Origin of the sequence: Micromonospora sp. DT63 (assembly GCF_049841615.1) — a bacterium.
Lineage (GTDB): Bacteria > Actinomycetota > Actinomycetes > Mycobacteriales > Micromonosporaceae > Micromonospora.
In genome coordinates this window covers 38,232-57,942 of the sequence record NZ_JBNCKQ010000008.1, presented here as the reverse complement: position 1 = coordinate 57,942, position 19,711 = coordinate 38,232, and the positions used below count along the sequence as shown (strand labels likewise).

Sequence of the window (19,711 nt, the reverse complement as noted above, 5' to 3'; positions counted from 1 at the left end):
GCTGCCCCGGATATGGGCCATTGGGCCGACGCGGCCGGGCATCGGGACCAGCGCGCCGGCCGTCTCGGCCACCTCCGGGTCGACGTCGCCGGTGTAGCGGCCGCACGGAAGGCGTGCGCGTCTTGTGTCGGGGCGGGGTGTACGGGCCCGTGCTGGGTGGGGTGTGTGGGCGCCGTGCTGCGTGGGGGGTGTGTGGGCGCTGTGCTGGGCGGTCGGTGTGTGGGCCTAGGCCCTTTCCGCCGCCACCGCCGTGGTTCCGTGCCCCAAATCTGGGGCAGCTCGACAGGACCGAAGGTGCACCCTGGGGACCTGAGACGCCACAGCGCGCCGAAGCCGGCCAACGGGCTGACGACGTCGACTCGCTGGCGACGTCGACTCGCTGGCGACGTTGACGGGCTGGCGACGTTGACAGGCTGGCGACTCGGCGTCCTGACGACTCGGCATCCCGACAGCGCCGGTCGCGTCAGAGCGGGAGCTTCATGCCCTCGTGGCTGGCCACGAAGCCGAGCCCCAGGTAGAAGCGGTGCGCGTCGGCGCGGGACTTGTCCGTGGTGAGCTGCACCAGGGCGCAGCCCCGCTGCCGGGCCTGGTCGATGGCCCAGGTCATCAACTCCCGGCCGAGGCCCTGGCCGCGTCGGTCCGAGCGGACCCGGACCGCCTCGATCAGAGACCGTTCGGCGCCGTGCCGGCCGAGCCCCGGGATGTAGGTGATCTGGAGGCAGCCGACCAGCTCGCCGCCCTGCTCGGCGACGATCAGCTGGTTGCGCGGGTCGGCGCTGATGTCGGCGAACGCACGCTCGTACGCCTCATCGACCTCGGTGAAGTCGCGGGTCTTGCCCAGGACGTCGTCGGCGAGCAGGGAGATGACGGCGGGCAGGTCGGCCCGTACCGCCTCGCGGAAGATCACGTCGGTCATGCCGTCAGCGTGGCACAGCTGTCACTTGGCCGGGCAGCGCAGCCCTTCCTTGGGCACGGTCAGGTCGAGCAGGTACGCGTCGACGGCCTTGGTGATGCAGGAGGTCTGCGGGTACGCGGTGTGCCCCTCGCCCTCCCAGGTGAGCACCCGGCCGACACCCAGCATCGAGGCGAGGCGGCCGGTCTGCTCGTACGGCGTGGCGGGGTCGCCGGTCGTGCCGACCACCACGATCGGCGGTGCGCCGTTGGCCCGACCCGTCGGGTACGGGTCCCGACCACCCGGCCACTCGACGCAGCTCAACATGCCGACCGCGAGCGCCGGACCGAACAGCGGGTACTTCGTCCGCCATTGCGACTGCAACTGACGGATCTGCTCCCGGCTCGGCTTCTCGGTCTCGTCGGCACAGTTGATGGCGAGGTTGGCGTCGAACAGGTTCGAGTAGTGCCCGTCGCCCTCCCGGCCGGCGTACGAGTCGGCGAGGCGGAACACGTCCTTCGGGTCGCCCTCGGCAAGCCGGTCGATGGCCCGGGCCAGCTCCTGCCAGCCGGCCTCCGTGTAGAGCGAGGAGATGACCGCGTAGAAGACCCAGCCCGCCGTGGCCTCCCGCCCGTCGTCACCGCGGACCGGGGAGACCTTGGCCTTGTCGATGGCCGAGGTCACGGCGGCGCGGGCGTCCGGGGCGATCGGGCAGCGGGCGGCGTTGGCGGCGCACCAGCGGGTGAAGTTGTCGAAGGCTCGTTCGAACCCGCGGGCCTGGCTCTCCGACCCGGCGATCAGCCGCTGCTGCGGGTCGACGGCGCCGTCGAGCACCAGCGCGCGCACCCGCTGCGGGTAGAGCTGGGCGTAGATGGCGCCGAGCAGCGTGCCGTAGGAGTAGCCCAGGTAGGTGAGCTTGTCGTCGCCCACCGCCGCGCGCACCGCGTCCATGTCCCGGGCGGCCTGCTCGCTGCCGTACAGCGGCAACTGGTCGCCGTAGCGGTCCCCGCAGCCGCGCCCGATGCGCTGGCTCAGCCCCGCGAAGCCGTCGAACGACGCCTGGCTCGCCGGATCCGGGTCGTAGCCGAAGCTGGCGTCCAGGTCGGCGTCGGAGATGCACTTCACCGGACTCGACCGGGACACACCACGCGGGTCGAAGCCGACGATGTCGAAGCGTTCGGTGACCGAGGCGGGCAGCCCACCGAACTGTGGGCCGAAGGAGAGGTAGACGGCAGTGTCCACACCGGAGCCACCCGGGCCGCCGGGGTTCACCACCAGCGAGCCGATCCGGTCCCGCTGTTTGGTGGACCGGGCCCGCAGCAGGGCGATCTCGAAGGTCTCGCCGACGCCCGGCCCGGCGGTCGCCCCGCCGCCGGCGCCCCAGTCCCGGGGAACCGTGATCCGGGCACACTCGTAGCGCATGTCCGGAGCGCCCCGCCCGACCAGGTCCTCAGCAGCCTCCGGGCAGGGCCGCCAGGTCGCCGACGAGCCGGCCGGCGCCGCCGCACCCTCCACGTCGGTGCGCGGCGCGAACGCCGGCAGCGTGCAGCCGGCGGTGAGCAGCGCCGCCACGGCGAAGGCGACGAGGCTGCGACGGACCCGGCGACTGGTCGTCATCCGAGGCTGGACGGCGGTGCGGCTCACGTGATCCTCCGGTGTCGGGTCGACGGCCAGGCTACGCCGGGCCGGTGGCGGCCCGATCGAGGGTGACGGCCGGATCGCCGCGCAGCACCTGGTCCACGTCGAAGCGGATCGGACGGTCGAGCTGGTCGTAGCGGCAGGAGCGGGGGTCGCGGTCCGGCCGCCAGCGGACGAACTGGGCGGTGTGCCGGAACCTCTCGCCCTCCATCGCGTCGTAACCCACCTCGACCACCAGCTCCGGGCGCAGCGGCTCCCACTCCAGGTTCTTGGTGCCGGTCCACCTGCTCACCCCACCCGGAATGCGCTGGCCACGCTCGTGGTCGCCGTGCACCCACGGGTGCTCGTCGCCGATGTCCCGGTACGGCGCCAGCTCGTCGAGCAACTCGGCGCGGCGGGCCATGCTGAACGACGCGCTCACCCCGACGTGGTGCAGGACTCCCGCGTCGTCGTAGAGGCCGAGCAGCAGCGAACCCACCACCGGGCCGGACTTGTGCCAGCGGAAGCCGGCGACCACCGCGTCGGCCGTACGGGAGTGCTTGACCTTGAACATCAACCGCTTGCCCGGCTCGTACGGCAGGTCGGCCGGCTTGACGATCAGCCCGTCCAGCCCGGCGCCCTCGAAGACGTCGAACCAGCGGCGCGCGGTCTCCGGGTCGGTCGTGACCTGGGTGACGTGCACCGGCGGGCGCACCCCGGCCAGCGCCTGGACCAGACGCTCCCGGCGGCGCGGGTACGGCTGGTCGAGCAGCGCCTCGTCACCGATCGCCAACAGGTCGAAGGCGACGAAGTCGGCGGGAGTGGTCTCGGCGAGCAGCTTCACCCGCGACGCCGCCGGGTGGATGCGCTGGGCCAGCAGCTCGAAATCGAGCCGGGGCTGGCCGGACGGCCCGTCCCGCCGGATCACGATCAGCTCGCCGTCGACGGCGCACCGCTCGGGCAGCTGACGGCGGGCCTGCTCGACCACCTCGGGGAAGTAGCGGGTCATCGACTTGCCGCCCCGGCTGGCCAGCTCGACCTCGTCGCCGTCACGGAACACGATGCACCGGAACCCGTCCCACTTGGGCTCGTAGGTCACGCCGGCGGTGGTGGGCAGCTTCGAAACGCTCTTGGCCAGCATCGGCTCGACGGGCGGGTTGATCGGCAGGTCCACGGCGACCAGTCAATCAGACGGGGCCGACAGTCGTGAGGCAGATCACCGTGGGCACGGCGGTGGCGTGTCCGCCCGCGCGCCGCTCGTCCTGCCTGGGCGAATCAGATAACCCCAGGTCAGAGCTAGTTTCGCCTGGTGTCCGAGTGGGTCTGTGACTGCTGCGGGCGGTGGCGGGTGAGCGTGGAGCTGATCCGGGGCCGCTACCGCTACCGGCTGACCCGCCGTTACCCGCAGCGGTTCGGCGGTGGCCGCAACGTGCTCGGCGAGGTCGGGTCGGTGGCGGAGCTGGAGGAGCTGCTGCGTCGGCGTACCCCATTGAGTCTGGCGGACCTGCGCGAGGCCGCCTGATCCCGCGCGGCCGGCGGACCCGCGGCCCGATCGACGATCGGACCGGCCGGTGGATGCCGCCGTCACGATCCGACGGGCAGCGTCGTCGACAGGACGTGGCGGCGCCGGCCGGCGCCGCCGGGAAGGGGACGCGATGCGGTTCGAAGCGGACACGGAGATCGGCGCGGACGCCGGGCGGGTGTGGGCGCTGCTTGTCGACGTGGCGCGGTGGCCAGAGTGGACGGCCTCGGTGAGCCGGGCCGAGCGGGGTGAGTCGGGGCCCCTCGCGGTCGGCGCGACAGCCCGCCTGACCCAGCCGAAACTGCGGCCGGCGGTGTGGCGGGTCACCGAGCTGACCGAGGGGCGGGAATTCACCTGGGTCTCCGACACCCCGGGCGTGCGCACCCGCGGCGAGCACCGGGTGCTGCCGCTGCCCGGCGGGCGTACCCGGGTCGAGGTGGCCATCGACCAGGCCGGGCCGCTCGCCGGGCTGATCGGCCTGCTCTACGGCGGTCTGCTGCGGCGCTACCTCCGGCTGGAGGCCGACGGACTCAGGGCCCGAGCTGAGCGGAGCTGACGACAGGCTTCTCCAGCACCGCCAACCGGACGCCGTTCGGGTCCGGGCGGTGCGCCACGACCCGGTAGCCGAGCCGCTGGTAGAGCCGCAGATTGCGGGTGCTGTCCGCGCCGGTGAACAGCGTGAACACTGCCACCTCGGCCGGGCAGGCCGCCTCGATCGCGGCGAGCAGCGCAACGCCGATGCCCTGGCCCTGCTGGTCGGGTGCGACCGACAGACGCCCGATGTGCGCGGTGTCCCCGTCCAGGCGGGCCCGCACCGAGCCGACCAGCCGGTGCCCCAGCCGGGCGGCGAGGACCGTCGTCGGGCCGGTCAACACCTCCCGGACCTCGTCCAACGTCTCGGTCAACGGTGGCAGGAACGGGTCGGCGTAGTGCTGCGCCTCGGTCAGGTACGCGGCGCGCTGCACGGTGAGGATCTCGCCGGCGTCCGCGACACCGGCCGGGACGATGCGGGGCTCGACGCTCATCCGTGCAGCACATCACAGCCGCCCGCCTCGTCCACCGGCGACCCGTTCGCGCCCGCCGTACCCTGGCCCGTGTCCGGCGACGACGAGGGGGAGCGGTGGCCGAGCTGACGTACCCGGAGGTGGGACGGACCCGGCAGGGCGCGCTGCCCGGCGGATACCACCACCTGCGCCACCGGACGCCCTTGCCGACCGGCTGTTTCGAGACCGCGGCCGAGGCGGTGCTGAGCTGGCGGCTGCACCGCGCCGCCGGGGTCCGGATGCGCACCGACGCGGCACGGGCCACCGAGGGTGTGCTGGTCACTGCCGGTCTCGGGGTCGGGTCGGCCCGCGTGTGGGGGCCCTGCCGGGTGGTCTGGAGCGACGAGTCGCCCACGCTCGCCGGCTTCGGCTACGGCACCCTCCCCGGTCACCCGGAGCGGGGCGAGGAGGCGTTCGTGGTCGGCCACGACGACAGCGGCGCGGTCTGGTTCGAGGTACGCGCGTTCAGCCTCCCGGACCGCTGGTTCACCCGCGCCGCCGGTCCGGCCGTCCAGGCGGTGCAGCACGCGTACGCCTGGTGGCTCGGTCGCACTCTGCGCCGGCTCTGCGCGGGACGGTGACCGGCCGGCGTCAGAAGCGGGCGAACGAGCGGATCGGGGCGCGCGGGCCGTACTTCGGCGCCTGGATGCCGGCGGCCTCCAGCAGCAGACACACCCGACCGCGATGCCCCCGGAACGGCTCCAGCAGGGCCAGCATCCGAGCGTCGTCACCCCTCGGTTCGCCGGCGAGCGCCCAGGCCACCGTGTTCGGGATGTGGTAGTCGCCGACGCTTACCGCGTCCGGGTCACCGTAGGCGATCCGGACCACCTCGGCGGCGGTCCACGGGCCGATGCCCGCGATGGCGGTCAGCCGGCGGGTGGCCTCGGTGGAGTCCACGCAGCGCTCCAGCCGATCGGCGAGCGCGGCGGCGCGACGCAGCGTGTCGGCCCGGCGCTGCTCCACGCCGAACGGGTGGAACACCCAGTACGGGGTGGCGGCCACCGCGGCGGCCTCGGGCGGCAGCAGCAGCGGTTGCAGCGGGCCGGGGGCCGGCTCCCGGAAGTGCCGCACGGTCGCCGCGTACGCCCGGTACGCCTCCTTGCCGGTGACCTTCTGCTCGAAGACCGCGCGCAGCAGCCGGGGGAACACCTGCCCGGTGGTGGGCATGCGCAGCCCTCGGTGCTCCCGGGCCAGCCGGGCGACGAGCGGGTGCGTCGCCGCCAACTCGGCGAAGCCGCTCAGGTCGTCGTGCAGCCCGGCGATCCTGTCGGCGCGCTCCACCACGTGCTCGGCGCCCGGCCCGTAACCCTCGGCGAGCAGTTCACCGCCCGCCGGCCGCAGAGCGAGGGTCGCCGGCCCGTCCGGGGTGCGGGTGGCCCACCAGAACGTGCCGGCGGCGACGCGCGCGCACGGGTCGTACGGGCTGAAGGTCAGGCCGCGGACCGACGCGGCCAGCCGGTAGCCGACGGGCGGGTGCAGCACCCTCGTCGCGGCGGGCTCGGTCTCGGTCACCCTCCCACTCTGCCAGGTCACGGTGCGGGGCCGGTCGCCGCCGTCGCCGACGCGCTCCGGGCACGGCGATGGCCGGCCGCGGCCCTCCCCGGCTGCGACCGGCCACCGTGCCCTGGCGTACCGGGATCAGTACGAGTAACCCGAACCGCCGGCGTCGCTCGACCCGCTGTCCGCCGCCGGCGGCGCGACGGCCTTCGGCGTCGAGGTGGGCAGGCAGGTCAGGTTCTTCTTGCCGTTCTGGTCGACCACGAACCAGGTGCCGCCGACGGCCTGGCCCTTCCACTGGCCGGGCTTCTTGTCGCCGATGTAGCGGTACACCGGCCAGCCGCCGATGGTGAGCTGTCGGGTGCCGTCCTGCCGGGTGACGCTGCCGACCTTGTCGTCGGAGAGGCCGGTGAGCTGCGGGTTGCCGTCGGTCAACGCCGGCGGCCACACCTGCGCGCACTTGTCGACGCAGTTCGACGCGGGCGGGTCGGCGGTGTCCTTGTCGAAGCGGTACAGGACCCAGCCGTCCTGGTCGGTCACGACGTTGCCCATCCGGGCGATCTTCTTGCCGATCAACTGCTCGGTCAGCTCGACGTCCGCGGGCGGCGGCGCGTCGGCGACCGGCGCCTCCGCGGATGCCGACGCCTCGGGTTCAGCCGACGCGGTGGGCTCGGCCGCGGCGACGGCGACCGGCTCGGCCGCGCTCGAGTTCGCCCCGTCGTAACCCGCGGGAGCGCAGGCCGTTAGTGCGACCATCGCGCTCGCGACGATGACGGTCCGCTTCATCTGTGCCACGTGCCCTCCTCATTCTTGGCAGTTCACCCATAGGTACGGCGGGCAGGCTGTCAAGGTTGAAGGAGTAACAGTGGTCAATTTCACGCGAATGGATTGAACCGATGTGCGCGGCCATCCGTATGGCCCTCCACACGGAGCCCGCAGTGCCACAACAGATCGACGCCGGCCATTGAGACAATGACCGGCGTCGAGGATGGCACGCGACTTACATGGGCACCGTGACCAGCGGACTGGCCACACCGTTGCCGTCGACCGACTGCACCTGCAGCTGCTTGATGTCGCTCGCCAACGCGGACGTCGAAGCGCTCAGCTCAAGACCCTGCGGGCGATTGTTCGTCCCGTAGCCGCCAGCGGGCACCGACCACGTCGAAATCACCTCAGTGGTGCCGTTCTTGCGCACCACCATCAAGCGGCAGACACGCGGGCCGGGCAGTTTCCGCAGGCTGAAGTTGATGCGGGTGCCGTACTCCCGCTCGACCAGGAACATCGTCGTCTGCACGCCCGTCGTCGGGTCCGTGGCGTCGACCTGGTCGCCCTCCTCCTCCGTGCCGCCGACACCCGGGCCGCTCGGCGGCGCGGTCGGCGCGCTCGTCGGCGGGTCGTTGGCGGCGGCGCTCGTCGTCGGATCCGCGAGAATCCCCGGCGCCTCGTCCCCGGCCACACTCACGAACCCGTAACCCGTCAACCCGCCGAAGACCACCACCGCGGCGGCGGTCGCGAGCAGCTGACGAAACCGGGTACGCCGACGGTCGGCCCGGACCGCTACCAACGTCCGGTCCAGCAGCGCCGGATCGGTGGCGGTCTGCTCCAGCGCCATCATCGTCTCGCCGTCGATGCCGGAGAGCAGCCCCACCACCGGCACCATCGTCTCCAGCTCGGCCGCGCACGCCCAGCACGCGGCGAGATGCTCCTCGAACCGCTCGGTGTCCTGCTCGTCGAGCACGCCGAGCGCGTACGCGGCGACGTCCATGTGGTCTGGCCGGCTCATTCTGTCACCCCCCGCTCCTGCAGAGCCGTGCGCAGCGCGCGCAGCGCGTAGTAGACCCGCGACTTGGCGGTGCCCAGCGGAAGCCCCAACTCCTCGGCGGCCTCCGGCACCGTCCGCCCCCGGAAGTACGTCGCGATCAGGATCTCCCGATGCGACTGACTCAGCGTACGCAGCGCGTCCGCCACCGTCATCGTGCGCAGCACCCGGTCGGTGCTGTCCGCCTCGGCGAACGCGGTCAGGTCCCGGTCGTACGTCTCCGGCGGCCGGGCCTCCTGGCTGCGGTGCTCGTCGATGGCGATCCGCCGGGCCACCGTGACCAGCCACGGCCGCAGCGAACCCTGCCCCTGCGCGCCGAGACGGTGCGCGTTACGCCAGGCCCGCAGCAGCGTCTCCTGCACGATGTCCTCCGCGCGCTGCCGGTCCCCCCCGGTGAGCCGCATGACGAACATCAGCAACGGGCCGGCGTGCTCGGCGTAGAGCAGCCGGATCAACTGGTCGGAGTGGTTCGCCTCGGTTGTCGTCGCCTGGTGGCGCCCGGGCGCCGGTCGGGGCGTCACCGGACCATTTTGGCGAGACGTGGCTCGGGCGTCGACCCCCCGGGCAGACGAGGTCGGCCGCGACGACGACCGCGCGGACAACCAGTCTGCGCGAACCGCGTCGCCGTGCCAACCGGCCGCCACCGCATGCATGCAGACCTCCGGGATGTCCGTTACCAACGCCGCCCCCACAAGGCGGGCCGCCCGGTGGTACGCAGCGCCGCCCCGAGCGGATCAACAAACCGCGAAAAAAGTTCGACGGAGCGGTCGGCGGACTCGGAGCGGCCGGTCAGCGGCGGACGGAGAACAACCCCGGCGGAGGCGGATCCGAGCCGGTGGCGTCCGCGTCGCGCACCACCGCCGCGCCACCGACGAAACGGTCCAACTCGTCGCCGGCCACCACCCGCCCGGGGAACCAGTCCCCGGCCGCCCGCCGGGTCAACGCGGGCACCGGGGGAGTCGTCCGCCCGGCGACCAGCACCAGATTGCCGTACCGGCGACCGCGCAGCACCGCCGCGTCACCGACCAGGCACGCCTGCGGCAGCACCGAGCGCACCGTGGCGACCTGGGAACGGGCGTACCGCAGCGGCGGGCCGTCGGCCAGATTCGCCAGCAACCAGCCGGCCGGGCGGAGCACCCGCGCCACCTCGGCGGCGTACTCCACCGACGTGAGATGCGCCGGCGTGCGGGCACCGGCGAAGACGTCGGCGACCACCACGTCGTAGCTGGCGTCCCGTGTCGAGGCCAGCACCGCCCGCGCGTCCTGCACGCGGACCCGCAGCCGGGTGTCCGCCGGCCAGGGCAAGGCGCGGCGCACCAGCTCCACCAGAGCGCCGTCCACCTCGGACACCCGCTGGGTGGACCCGGGCCGGGTGGCCGACACGTAGCGGGGCAGGGTCAGCGCCCCACCGCCCAGGTGCAGCACCCGCAGGGGCTCGCCGGGCGGCGCCACCAGGTCCAGTGCGGCGGCCAGCCGCCGGACGTACTCGAACTCCAGATGCGTGGGATCGGTCAGGTCCACGTGCGACTGCGGTGCCCCGTCCAACAGCAGCGTCCACGAACCGGCCCGGTCCGGCGACGGCACCAGCTCGGCCAGCCCGGTGTCCACCTGCTCGACCACCCGGTCATCCGCCCGTTTGCGTCCCACCGCGACCGGCCCCCGCTCAGCGGCCGACGCGCGCCGCGGTGGTCAACGCGCGGTGCAGCAGACGGGAATCACCGAGCAACGCCCGCAGGCGGCGCTCCAGACCGGCGATCGGAATGAGGTTCTGCGGCGCCCGCGGATCCTTGTACGGAGTCGACGCGAACCGGGGCAGCGTGACCAACGACAGGTCGGCCAGGTCGATCGCCGCCTCGACGGGCAGGTCGGCGGAGCACTCCACCCGGACGATCCCGGCCCACGGCGCACCCACGGCCACCGGCAGCCGCAAATACCACGACCACCCGCCCCACGCCGTGCCGAGCCGGAACACCGGTGACCGCTGACCGGACGCCAGAGACGTCACCACCGCCGTCAGCCGGGCGTCCAGGTACTGGCTGTGCTGGGTCTTGATGTAGCCGAGCGTGCGCGGCAACTGGCGGCGACTACGCAACGGGCCGTCCACCACCAACAGGTCACCGTCGACCCGGGCGGCGTCGGACACCGCCACCTCCAGCGCGGTCAACGGACCCTGCACCGCCGCCGGCAGCTTCGCCAACTCGCCGGTGCCGCCCACCCGGTGCACCGGGTAGCGGATCGCGCCCGCCACCACGTCCTGCGCCGACGGGCTCGCCGTGAACAGGCCCCGGCCCACCTGCGTGCCGGCCAACTGGGCCGCACCCCGACCGAGGTCACAGCGGACCACCCCGGCCGCGTACGACGCCGCCAGCCCCGGGAAGGAACCGCCGTCCGCCTCGGCCGTCCAGATGCTCGCGTCGATCCGGCGGACCCCGTCGACAAGCAGCACCACGTCCGGGGCCCGCACGTCCGCGCGTACCCCGATCGCCCGCCAGTCGACGGCCGGCAGCTCCACGTCGGCGTCGACCTGCGCGCTGCTCGGCGTCGCCGGCCCGGACGCGGACGCCTCGAACGACGCACCGTACGCCGGATCCCACGAGTCGACGAAGAACGCGGCGTCGCTCACGGGGTCAGCCTTTCGTTCGCGACTGCGGGGCTCCGCTGCGCTGCACTCCTCGCGCTCACCGGCCCGTCCGTTCGACGCGCGCCGAGCGGGCATCCTTGCGCACCTCGAAGCGGACCGGGATCCGCTCGGCCAGCGCCGCGACGTGCGTGACCACGCCGACCATCCGGTCACCCCGGGCGGCCAGGTTTTCCAGGGTCGCGGCCACCGTGTCCAGGGTGGCCGCGTCCAGCGTGCCGAAGCCCTCGTCCAGGACTATCGACTCCAGACTCGCCGCGGTCGTCGACATGCCGGCCAGCTGTTCGGAGAGCGCCAGCGCCAGCGCCAGCGACGCCTGGAACGTCTCGCCGCCGGAAAGGGTGCGCACACCCCGGCGCAGCCCCGCGTCGTGGTGATCGACCACGAAGAACTCGCCCTTGTCGTGGACCAGCTCGTACTGGCCCGAGGACAGCTCGCGCAGGATCCCCGACGCGCCGTCGACAAGCAGGTCCAACGCCTCGGCCAGCAGCCACCGCTCGAAGTTGTTGGCCCGCAGGTGCCCCGCGAGGGCCCGCGCCACCTGCGCCTCGCGCTCGTGTCCGGCCCGCTGCTCACGCAACGTGCCGGCCTGCTCGCGGCGCTCGGCGAGCCGGCGACGGTCGGCCTCGGCCCGCTCGACGGCCACCGTCGCGGCGTGCACCGGGTCCTCGCCGACGGGCACGTCGGCGGCGGCGAAGAGGTCGGCGATCCGCCGCTGCACCGCGTCGGCCGCCGCCTCGGCGTCGGCGACGACTGTGGCCCGGCCGGCCCGGTCCGCGCGGCGGCGCTCGGCCTCGGCCGCCGCCCAGTCGGTGAGCGCCGCCCACGAGGCCGCCACGTCGTCCCGGTCGGCTGCCGGCGGACCGAACCGCGCCAGAGCGTCACGGGCCGTGTCGAAGCCCCGCCACGCCGACCGCAGACGCTCCTCGGCCGCGTCCACACCCGCGCGCGACTGGCGGGCGCTGTCCCGGCCGGCCCGTACGGCGGTCGCCGCCTCGTCCAGGGCGCGTCGCAGCCGGGCGTGCTCGGCCAACTCGCGGCGCAGCACCGCCGGCTCCGCCGCGCCCGCGAGCTGCCCGCCCAGCTCGGCCAGCCGGGCGTCCACCTGCTCCTGCCGGGCGCGGGCCTGCACCAGCAGCCGCTCCAGGTCACGCGCCGCGGCGTCGCGCTGCTGCACCACCGTCTGCGCCGCCTTGGTGGCGGCCCGTGCCGCCTTGCCGGCGGCCGTCGCGGCGGCCACCGCCGAGTCCGGCGGCACCGCCGGCACCTCGGCCACCGGGTGCTCGCACACCGGGCAGGGCGCACCGGGATGCAGGTGCACGCGCAGGCTGACCGCCAGGTCGCTGGCCTTCGCCTCCTCGTGCGCCCGGAAGGCCGCCTCCAGCTCGGTTTCGGCCCGCTCGGCGTCCGCGCGGGCGGCGGCCAGCGCCGCGACCGCCGTGGCGTGCTCCTCGTCCGCCGCGCGCACGGCCGCGCGGACCGTGTCGGCCTCGCCGGTCAGCCGATCCCGGTCGTCGTACGCCCGCAGTTGCAGCCGCAGCGCGCTCTCGTCACCCGCGCCGGCCAGCTCACCGCGCAGCTTCTCCTCCCGCTCCTCGGCCAGCGACACCGCAGTGGCGGCGGCGTCGGCCTCGGCCCGGGCCGCGGTCACCGCGCGGGCCACCTCGGCCACCCCGCGCGGGGCGCGCACCCCGGACAGCACGCCCAGCTCGTCGTCGAGCGCGGTCAGGGCGGCCGCCGCCTCCCGCGCGCGTGCCCGGGCCGCCGCCAGCTCCGGCATGGCCCCGGTCACCGCGTCGGCCAGCTCGGCCATCCGGCTCACCCGGGCGTCGGCCTCGGCCAACGCCTCGTCGTCCACCCCCGTCAGGCCGGCGAGCACCTGGTCGACCGCGTCCAGCCGGGCTTCCGCCTGCGTGGCGCGCGCCGTGGCCCGCTTCTGCACGTCCTCGTAGACGCCGAGGCCGAGCAGGTTGACCAGGATCTGCTGTCGGGTCGCCGGCTTGGCGTGCAGGAAGTCGGCGAACTGGCCCTGCGGCAGCACCACGCAGCTGGTGAACTGCTCGTACGGCAGCCCGACCGCCTCCAGCACCGCCTGTTCCATCTCGGCGGGCGTCCCGGCGATCACCTCGCCGAGGTCGTCCGGGCTCAACCCGGTGTCGAGTTTGGTCACGTCGAAGCCGGCCGGCATCACCTGCAGCCCGGCGTTCGCTGTCTTCACATTGCCCCGGCCGTCCCGGCGCACCACCCGGGTCGCCACGTACCGGGCACCGCCGGACTCGAAGACCAGCCGCACCCGGGCCTCGGTCGCCGACGGCGCGAGGGCGTTGGCCAGCCCTCGGGCGCCACCCCAGCGGGGCACCGTGCCGTAGAGGGCGAAGCAGATGGCGTCCAGCACCGTGGACTTGCCCGAGCCGGTCGGGCCGATCAGCGCGAAGAAGTCCGCGTCGGTGAAGTCGACAGTGGTCTCGTCCCGGAAGACCGTGAACCCGGCCATGTCCAACCGCATCGGACGCATCAGTGCTCGACCTCCTCGAAGAGCTCGTCGAAGAGTTCTCGTACGCCCTCGTCGTCGTGGCCCCGGCTGTCCAGGTAGTCGCCGAACAACTCACGGGGGGAACGCCCCGACCGCTGCGCGATCCGCGTGCCGCTGCCCGGCGCCGCCAGCAGCTCCGGGTCGATCCGGATCTCCAGCGCCCGGGGAAGCAGCTCCTGGACCTCCTCGCGCAGGCCCGCGCGGGGCTGCTCCCGCACGAACACCCGCAGCCAGGCGTCGGGCGCCTCGATCTCGGCGAGCTGGGCCAGCGTGCCGCGGACCGTCCGCAGCGCGCTCGCCGCGGTCACCGGCACCTCCCGCACCCGCGCGGCCGTGCTGGCGGTCACCTCGACGATCGTCACCGACGGCACGTTCTCCTGCTCGCCGAAGTCGACGGCGAGCGGGCTGCCGCTGTACCGGACCGGGCACGGGCCTTCGACGCGCTGAGCCCGGTGCAGGTGGCCCAGCGCCACGTAGTGCGCGGTCGCGGGGAAGACGGTGGCCGGCACCGCATAGCCGAGCACCGTGTGCGCGTCCCGTTCACCGCCGCCGGCCGCCGCGCCGGTCACCGTCAGGTGCGCGGTGACCAGGTGCACCCGGTCCGGCTCGGCGAAGCCCTCGGTGAGGCGGCCCAGCACCCGGCCCAGGTGGTCGGCGTACGTCTGGTTGGCCTCCGCAGCGGTCAGCTCGTACATCTCCAGCGCGCGGATGGCGTACCGCTGGGACAGGAACGGCAGCGCGGCCAGCTGCCACCGTTCCCCGCCGGCAGTGGTGCCGTCGATCACGTGCTCGGCCGGGTTCTCGCGCACGCCACCGCGCAGCGTGATGCCGGCGGCCTCGGCCCATGGCCGCAGCGCGTCCAGCGCCGGGCCGTTGTCGTGGTTGCCGCCGATCGCGACCACGTCCGCGCCGGTCCGCCGCAGCGCGGTCAGCGCCCGGGTGACCAGCCGGGTCGCCTCCGAGGTCGGCGCGGCCGTGTCGTAGAGGTCACCGGCGACGATCACCAGATCCGGCTGTTCGGCACGGGCGATGTCGATCACCCCGGCCAGGACTGCCTTGTGCTCCTCGGCCCGGGACTGCCCCTTGAGCACCTTGCCCACGTGCCAGTCGGAGGTGTGCAGGATCTTCACAGTTGCACCGGCCCTGCCTAGAACGGGATGTCGTCGTCGGTGCCGCCGCCGGAGCCCACCACGGCGAACGGGTCGGCGGACTGGGTGATCGAGCGCAGCGTCTCCGAGGGGGCGCGGCCCGCCTCGGAGACCCGGGTCGCCCACGCCGGGAACGGGAACTCCAGGCAGAGCGGCACCGGGATGTCCGGCTGATTGACGAACATGGTGCCCGGCTTGGCGAGCAGCGCCCGCTGCCGCTGCGCGGGCGGCAGGAACCCGTACTCCGGGCGGGACGCCTCGGCCGGGTCGAGCCGGCCGACCACCCGGATCGCCGAGTTGGTGACGATCCGCCGCTCCACCTCGCTCGCCGTCTGCTGCGCGCCGATCAGGATGACCCCGAGCGACCGCCCCCGCTCGGCGATGTCGAGCAGCACCTCCTTGATGGGGGAGGAGCCCTCCCGGGGGGCGTACTTGTTGAGCTCGTCGAGGACGACGAACAGCAACGGCTTGGCGGTGCCGGACTTCTCCTTGCGCTCGAACTCGCTCTTGAGCGTCACGCCGACGACGAACCGCTGGGCCCGGTCCGGAAGGTTGTGCAGGTCGACCACCGTCACCTGGGCCGACTCGCTGGTGTTGATCGAGTGCGGGCGACGGGTCGCCAGGTCGCCGCGGATCAGCCGGGCGAGGTCCTTCTTGCTGCCGATCAGCCGGCGGGCGAACGCGTTGACGGTGCCCAGGCCGACCGCGCTGCCCGCCCAGTCGGAGCGGGTCTCGTCGTCGTTGAGCGCATCGACGATGTGGTCGACGAGATCGCCGTAGGAGCCGAGCCGGACCCCGTCGATGCTCACCCCACCGTCGGCGGGTTGGGCGTAGCGGGCCAGGTGTGCGGTGACCGAGTGCACGACCATCGTGTACTGCTGGCGCTCGTCGTCGGCGTCGGCGAAGACGTACGGCAGCAGGCGGTCGGCACAGAACTCGCTCAGCGTCCAGTAGAAGGCGTCCACGCCGGTGAGGCGGCTGCTCACGTCGGGAGTGCCGGACGAGTCGCCGGGGCGCGGCGGGGCGTACACCCGCACGTCGGGGAAGGCGCCGGCGCTCAGGCCCAGCTTCGCGTACGCCGCTCGGGTCGGCTCGTCGAGGCGCGTGTTGGGGTGGTCGAGGAACAGCAGGTCCTCGCCCTTGACGTTGAAGATCAGCGCCTTGGCGTTCACCGCGTCGCCGCCCAGGACGCCGGATCGGAACACCGAGTAGAGCAAAAAGGTGGCGAAGCTCGTCTTGGTGGCCACACCGGAGATGCCGGAGATGGAGACGTGCGCCCCCCGGCTGCCGTCGAGGAAGTCGGCGTTCAGGTAGACCGGGACCCCGTCGCGACCCATGCCCATCGGGATGCGCCGTTCCATCCGGTCGAAGTGCAGCGCGCGTGCGCGTGCGTCGCCCTCGGCCCGGTGCACCACCGCCCCCGGGGTCGGCGGCACGTAGAACTCCGGGTCGACCCGCGTGGTGGTGACCTCGGCCGCCTCCTGCACCTGGGCGGGAAGCGTGCCGTCGGCGATGGCGAACACGTCCGAGTCGAACTGGGCGCCCTCGTGCCGGGCCCGGACCTGGGTGACCACCCCGGCGATCGTCACCGGCTCACGGTCGGGCAGTTCGCGGCGGGTAACCACCACGTCGTCGAGCTGGAGGTAACTGCCGGGCGCCACGGCCGTCCAGAACTGCAACGGGGTCGCGTCGGCGGTGCCGAGGACCCGGCCGACCGGCTGGCCCGGGCCGTCCAGGCCGTCGTGGTCGGCGTCGGTCATCGGGCGACTCGGCTCGGTCGGGCATCACGGTCGGCGCGCATGACGTGCATCCTGCCCGAGGAGTACGACAGGTCGCCACGCGACGCGGCGGAGGACACGATGCCCGGTCACACTCGCGACGCTGGGTGTGTGACCGGGCGACGGTTCGTCACTGGCGGGCGTGGCGGAGCATGAGGACGCCGTCGTCGGCGGCGAGCACGTGCCGCAGCGGCAGGTGCCGGGGCGGGCTGGCGTCGCCAGCGCTGATCCGGCCCGCGCCGGCGCCGGCGAGCAGTGGCGCGACGGTGAGGCACAGCTCGTCCACCAGGTCCGCTGCGGTGAGCGCGCCGAGCAGGTGCGGGCCGCCCTCGCAGAGCAGCTGGGTGAGCCCGCGCCGGTGCAGTTCGGCCAGGCCGGCGGCGAGGTCGACCCGCTCGGTCCCGCAGCGCAGCAGGTCGGCGACGTCGGTCAGGCCGGGCGGCGGGGCGGCGGCGGCGCGGGTGAGCACGATCGGCCGGACCGGGGCGTCGGCGAAGGCCGCCTGCGCCGGGTCCAGGTCGAGGGAGCCGGAGACGACCACCAGCGTCGGATACTCCGCCAGCCCGTTGTCCCGGCGCCAGGCGCGGCGGCGCTCGTCGAGGCGGACCGCCCGGTAACCCTCGTGGCGCAGGGTGCCGGCGGCCACCACCAGGGCGTCGCAGAGCATCCGCAGTACGCCGAAGACCCGCTTGTCCGGCTCGCCGGACAGGCCGGCGGAGTAGCCGTCCACACTCACCGCGCCGTCCAGGCTGGCGACGAAGTTCACCCGCAGTCGGGGCTGGTCCGCGCGCTGGTAGAGCGCGGTCAGCCCGGCGTCGTCGAGCGGCTGGGTGGACGGCTCGGGCCAGAGCCGCCGGATCGGAATTCCGACCGTCATTCGCCGGCCGGACCGGTGACCGGAGGGGTCGGTTCGGCGGTACGGTGCTGGCAGTCGCACCAGTTCCGGCCCGGGCAGTCGTCGTGCCGCCGGGCCCGGCACGCTCGGCAGATCATGCTCGCAGCCTAAGCCGCCGGAGGACAGGACAGCATGCCGCGTCAGATCTTCCAGTTGAAGATGTCCCTCGCCGGCGTACGTCCGTCGGTGTGGCGCCGGGTGCTCGTCCCGGCCGGCTACACGCTGGACCGACTGCACCGGGTCGCCCAGCACGCGATGGGCTGGCGGGACTGCCACCTGCACTCGTTCGAGATCGACGCGGTGGCGTACGGCGAGCCCGACCCGGACGGGGGCCTGGCGCTGCACGACGAGCTGGACGTCCGGCTGGACGCCGTCCTCGGCAAGGGCAGCAGGTTCTCCTACACGTACGACTTCGGTGACTGGTGGGAGCACGACCTCGTCGTCGAGGACGCGTTGACCGCCGACCAGGACGAGCGGTACCCGGTCTGCCTGGACGGCGAGCGGGCCTGCCCTCCGGAGGGCATCGGCGGGCCGCCGGGTTACCAGGCGCTGCTCGCGGCCCTGGCTGATCCGACCCATCCGGAGGCGCCGGTGCTGCGGGACTGGGTCGGTGCGGGCTTCGATCCGACGTTCTTCGATCCCACGGTCGCGACCACACTGCTGCGTCGCTTCTGCTGATCCCGACCGGGCGTACGGGCCGGCGTTTGTCACCTGCGGTGCCGGCCCGAAACAGGGCGGTAACGATCTGGGAACGCTCCCAATGGTCTATTGACACCCTGGTAGCGCCCCGGCAATCTCATGGGAGCGCTCCCGGGGGAGTGGCGGAAGTCTCCTTCACAGTTCTCCCCACATCGTTCAGGACCACCGGGGACCACCGGTCCGGCGACGGCAGGGGCGTTGCAGCACCCCCCACCACGCACGACACACCAAGCCTCACCACTTGAGAGGGGTCAGGATGAGCGTCACCTCACGTCGCCGCTTTGCGGCGATCGCGCTCGCGTCCGTCGCCGTACTCGCCTCGGCGACCGCCTGCGGCGGCGACGACTCGTCGTCCGATTCGGGCGGCGGCAAGGTCACTCTGGTCGTCGACGTCTTCGGCGACCAGGGCTTCGGATACGAAGATCTTTACAAGCAGTACCAGACCGAGCACCCGAACGTCACCATCCAGGAGCGCGGCAAGGGCCTCGGCCTCGGTGACTACAACACCCGGCTGACGCAGCAGATCACCGCGGGCGCCGGCGCCGGCGACGTCGTCGCGCTCGAAGAGGGCACGATCGTGCAGTTCTTCGCGCAGGCCGACAAGTTCGTGAACCTGGCCGACCACGGCGCCAACGACCTCAAGGCCAACTTCCTGCCCTGGAAGTGGGAGGGTGGCGTCACCCCCGACGGCAAGGTGCTCGGTCTCGGCACCGACGTTGGTGGCATGGCCGTCTGCTACCGCAGCGACCTCTTCAAGGCCGCCGGCCTGCCGACCGACCGCGAGCAGGTTGGCGCCCTCTGGCCGACCTGGGACGACTTCATCGCCCAGGGGCAGAAGTTCGCCGCCGCCGACAAGAAGCACAAGTTCGTCGACTCGGCCACCAACTTCTACAACATCGTGCTGATGCAGACGGCGGGCGCGGGCACCGGCTACACCTACTTCGACAAGAGCAACAAGCTCGTCATCGGCGAGAACCCGGCCGTGCAGACCGCGTTCCAGACGACCACCAAGATGATCGGCGCGGGTCTGTCGAACAACCTGCGCAGCTTCTCCAACGAGTGGAACGCCGGCTTCAAGAACGGCAGCTTCGCCACCATCGGCTGCCCGGCGTGGATGACGGGTGTCATCAAGGGTCAGGCCGGTGACGCGGCGGCCGGCAAGTGGGACGTCGCCAAGGCGCCGGGCAACGGCGGCAACTGGGGCGGTTCCTGGCTGGCCGTGCCGAAGTCCAGCAAGCACCAGAAGGAAGCCGCCGAGCTGGCCAAGTTCCTCACCAACGCCAAGGGCCAGACCGAGGCGTTCAAGAAGGTCGGCAACCTGCCCTCGTCGCCGCAGGCTCTTGAGGACCCGGCCGTGCTGGCCGCGACCAACGAGTACTTCAGCGGAGCGCCGATCGGCAAGATCTTCGCCGCCGGCGCGAAGGAGCTGAAGCCGGTCTACCTCGGCCCGAAGAACCAGGCGGTCCGGGACGCGGTCGAGAACGCGCTGCGCAGCATCGAGCAGGGCAAGGCCGCCGACGCCGCTTGGCAGGACGCGGTGAAGAACGGCCAGGCCGCAGGCAAGTAACGGCTGTGACGCGCTCACGGGTGGTGCCGCTCCGGCACCACCCGTGAACCCGCGTCGGAACGC

The 19,711-nt window shown here is 73.2% G+C and carries 19 protein-coding genes; 5 read left to right on the top strand and 14 right to left on the bottom strand.

Translation table 11 applies throughout. The features are described 5' to 3' along the window. Positions 1-463: 463 nt before the first annotated feature. The 3 genes from ACLQ27_RS26150 to ACLQ27_RS26140 are packed head-to-tail and all read right to left on the bottom strand — an operon-like array spanning position 464 to position 3,683. A complete protein-coding gene (locus ACLQ27_RS26150; protein WP_234588999.1) occupies positions 464-916 on the bottom strand; it encodes a GNAT family N-acetyltransferase in 453 nt (150 codons plus the stop codon). Positions 917-937: 21 nt separating this feature from the next. Next, positions 938-2,509 carry an alpha/beta hydrolase gene (locus ACLQ27_RS26145; RefSeq protein WP_425869142.1) on the bottom strand — a complete coding sequence of 524 codons (1,572 nt, stop codon included), beginning with the start codon at positions 2,507-2,509 and terminating at the stop codon, positions 938-940. Positions 2,510-2,567: 58 nt separating this feature from the next. Then, positions 2,568-3,683 (bottom strand): ATP-dependent DNA ligase, encoded by a 1,116-nt coding sequence (locus ACLQ27_RS26140; RefSeq protein WP_425869140.1) that lies wholly within the window; start codon positions 3,681-3,683, stop codon positions 2,568-2,570. A 135-nt stretch (positions 3,684-3,818) separates the two neighbouring features. Between ACLQ27_RS26140 and ACLQ27_RS26135 the strand changes: the two genes are divergently transcribed. Continuing rightward, the gene (locus tag ACLQ27_RS26135) at positions 3,819-4,031 is read left to right on the top strand and encodes a hypothetical protein (RefSeq protein WP_039905709.1); all 213 of its coding nucleotides are present in this window, start codon (positions 3,819-3,821) and stop codon (positions 4,029-4,031) included. Positions 4,032-4,164: 133 nt separating this feature from the next. After that, positions 4,165-4,587: an SRPBCC family protein gene (locus ACLQ27_RS26130; RefSeq protein WP_357498591.1), complete on the top strand. Its 423-nt coding sequence runs from the start codon at positions 4,165-4,167 to the stop codon at positions 4,585-4,587. Here ACLQ27_RS26130 and ACLQ27_RS26125 read toward each other — a convergent pair. Beyond that, entirely contained in the window at positions 4,562-5,056 is a 495-nt protein-coding gene (locus ACLQ27_RS26125; RefSeq protein WP_425869137.1) for a GNAT family N-acetyltransferase, read from the bottom strand. The genes ACLQ27_RS26130 and ACLQ27_RS26125 overlap by 26 nt on opposite strands. A gap of 95 nt (positions 5,057-5,151) precedes the next feature. Here ACLQ27_RS26125 and ACLQ27_RS26120 point away from each other — a divergent pair, with 95 nt between their 5' ends. After that, positions 5,152-5,655, top strand: a complete 504-nt coding sequence (locus tag ACLQ27_RS26120) for a DUF1990 family protein (protein ID WP_357575542.1) — start codon at positions 5,152-5,154, stop codon at positions 5,653-5,655. 10 nt (positions 5,656-5,665) lie between these two features. Here ACLQ27_RS26120 and ACLQ27_RS26115 read toward each other — a convergent pair whose 3' ends face one another. The 10 genes from ACLQ27_RS26115 to ACLQ27_RS26070 all read right to left on the bottom strand — a co-directional run bounded on the left by ACLQ27_RS26115 (position 5,666) and on the right by ACLQ27_RS26070 (position 17,364). Beyond that, on the bottom strand, positions 5,666-6,586 hold the full coding sequence (locus ACLQ27_RS26115; protein ID WP_425869135.1) for a DNA-3-methyladenine glycosylase family protein: 921 nt from the start codon (positions 6,584-6,586) through the stop codon (positions 5,666-5,668). Between the two features lie 126 nt (positions 6,587-6,712). Beyond that, on the bottom strand, positions 6,713-7,366 hold the full coding sequence (locus ACLQ27_RS26110) for a COG4315 family predicted lipoprotein (protein ID WP_234589009.1): 654 nt from the start codon (positions 7,364-7,366) through the stop codon (positions 6,713-6,715). Positions 7,367-7,571: 205 nt separating this feature from the next. Beyond that, entirely contained in the window at positions 7,572-8,354 is a 783-nt protein-coding gene (locus ACLQ27_RS26105; RefSeq protein WP_234589010.1) for an anti-sigma factor family protein, read from the bottom strand. After that, positions 8,351-9,043, bottom strand: coding sequence for a sigma-70 family RNA polymerase sigma factor (locus tag ACLQ27_RS26100; protein ID WP_007457036.1), 693 nt, complete (start codon positions 9,041-9,043; stop codon positions 8,351-8,353). Before ACLQ27_RS26100 ends, ACLQ27_RS26105 begins: the two co-directional genes overlap by 4 nt. Before the next feature lie 136 nt (positions 9,044-9,179). Continuing rightward, positions 9,180-10,037 carry a spermidine synthase gene (locus ACLQ27_RS26095; RefSeq protein WP_425869132.1) on the bottom strand — a complete coding sequence of 286 codons (858 nt, stop codon included), beginning with the start codon at positions 10,035-10,037 and terminating at the stop codon, positions 9,180-9,182. A 16-nt stretch (positions 10,038-10,053) separates the two neighbouring features. Continuing rightward, the gene (locus tag ACLQ27_RS26090) at positions 10,054-11,013 is read right to left on the bottom strand and encodes a hypothetical protein (RefSeq protein ID WP_357498602.1); all 960 of its coding nucleotides are present in this window, start codon (positions 11,011-11,013) and stop codon (positions 10,054-10,056) included. Between the two features lie 55 nt (positions 11,014-11,068). Then, on the bottom strand, positions 11,069-13,543 hold the full coding sequence (locus tag ACLQ27_RS26085) for an AAA family ATPase (protein WP_425869130.1): 2,475 nt from the start codon (positions 13,541-13,543) through the stop codon (positions 11,069-11,071). Next, on the bottom strand, positions 13,543-14,691 hold the full coding sequence (locus tag ACLQ27_RS26080; protein WP_234581566.1) for an exonuclease SbcCD subunit D: 1,149 nt from the start codon (positions 14,689-14,691) through the stop codon (positions 13,543-13,545). Before ACLQ27_RS26080 ends, ACLQ27_RS26085 begins: the two co-directional genes overlap by 1 nt. A gap of 17 nt (positions 14,692-14,708) precedes the next feature. After that, positions 14,709-16,469, bottom strand: coding sequence for an ATP-binding protein (locus tag ACLQ27_RS26075; protein ID WP_234581567.1), 1,761 nt, complete (start codon positions 16,467-16,469; stop codon positions 14,709-14,711). Positions 16,470-16,617: 148 nt separating this feature from the next. After that, the gene (locus ACLQ27_RS26070) at positions 16,618-17,364 is read right to left on the bottom strand and encodes a pyrimidine reductase family protein (protein ID WP_425869128.1); all 747 of its coding nucleotides are present in this window, start codon (positions 17,362-17,364) and stop codon (positions 16,618-16,620) included. Between the two features lie 150 nt (positions 17,365-17,514). Between ACLQ27_RS26070 and ACLQ27_RS26065 the strand changes: the two genes are divergently transcribed. Then, on the top strand, positions 17,515-18,060 hold the full coding sequence (locus ACLQ27_RS26065; protein WP_234581569.1) for a plasmid pRiA4b ORF-3 family protein: 546 nt from the start codon (positions 17,515-17,517) through the stop codon (positions 18,058-18,060). A 277-nt stretch (positions 18,061-18,337) separates the two neighbouring features. Further along, entirely contained in the window at positions 18,338-19,648 is a 1,311-nt protein-coding gene (locus ACLQ27_RS26060) for an ABC transporter substrate-binding protein (RefSeq protein WP_357498609.1), read from the top strand. Positions 19,649-19,711 lie beyond the last annotated feature (63 nt).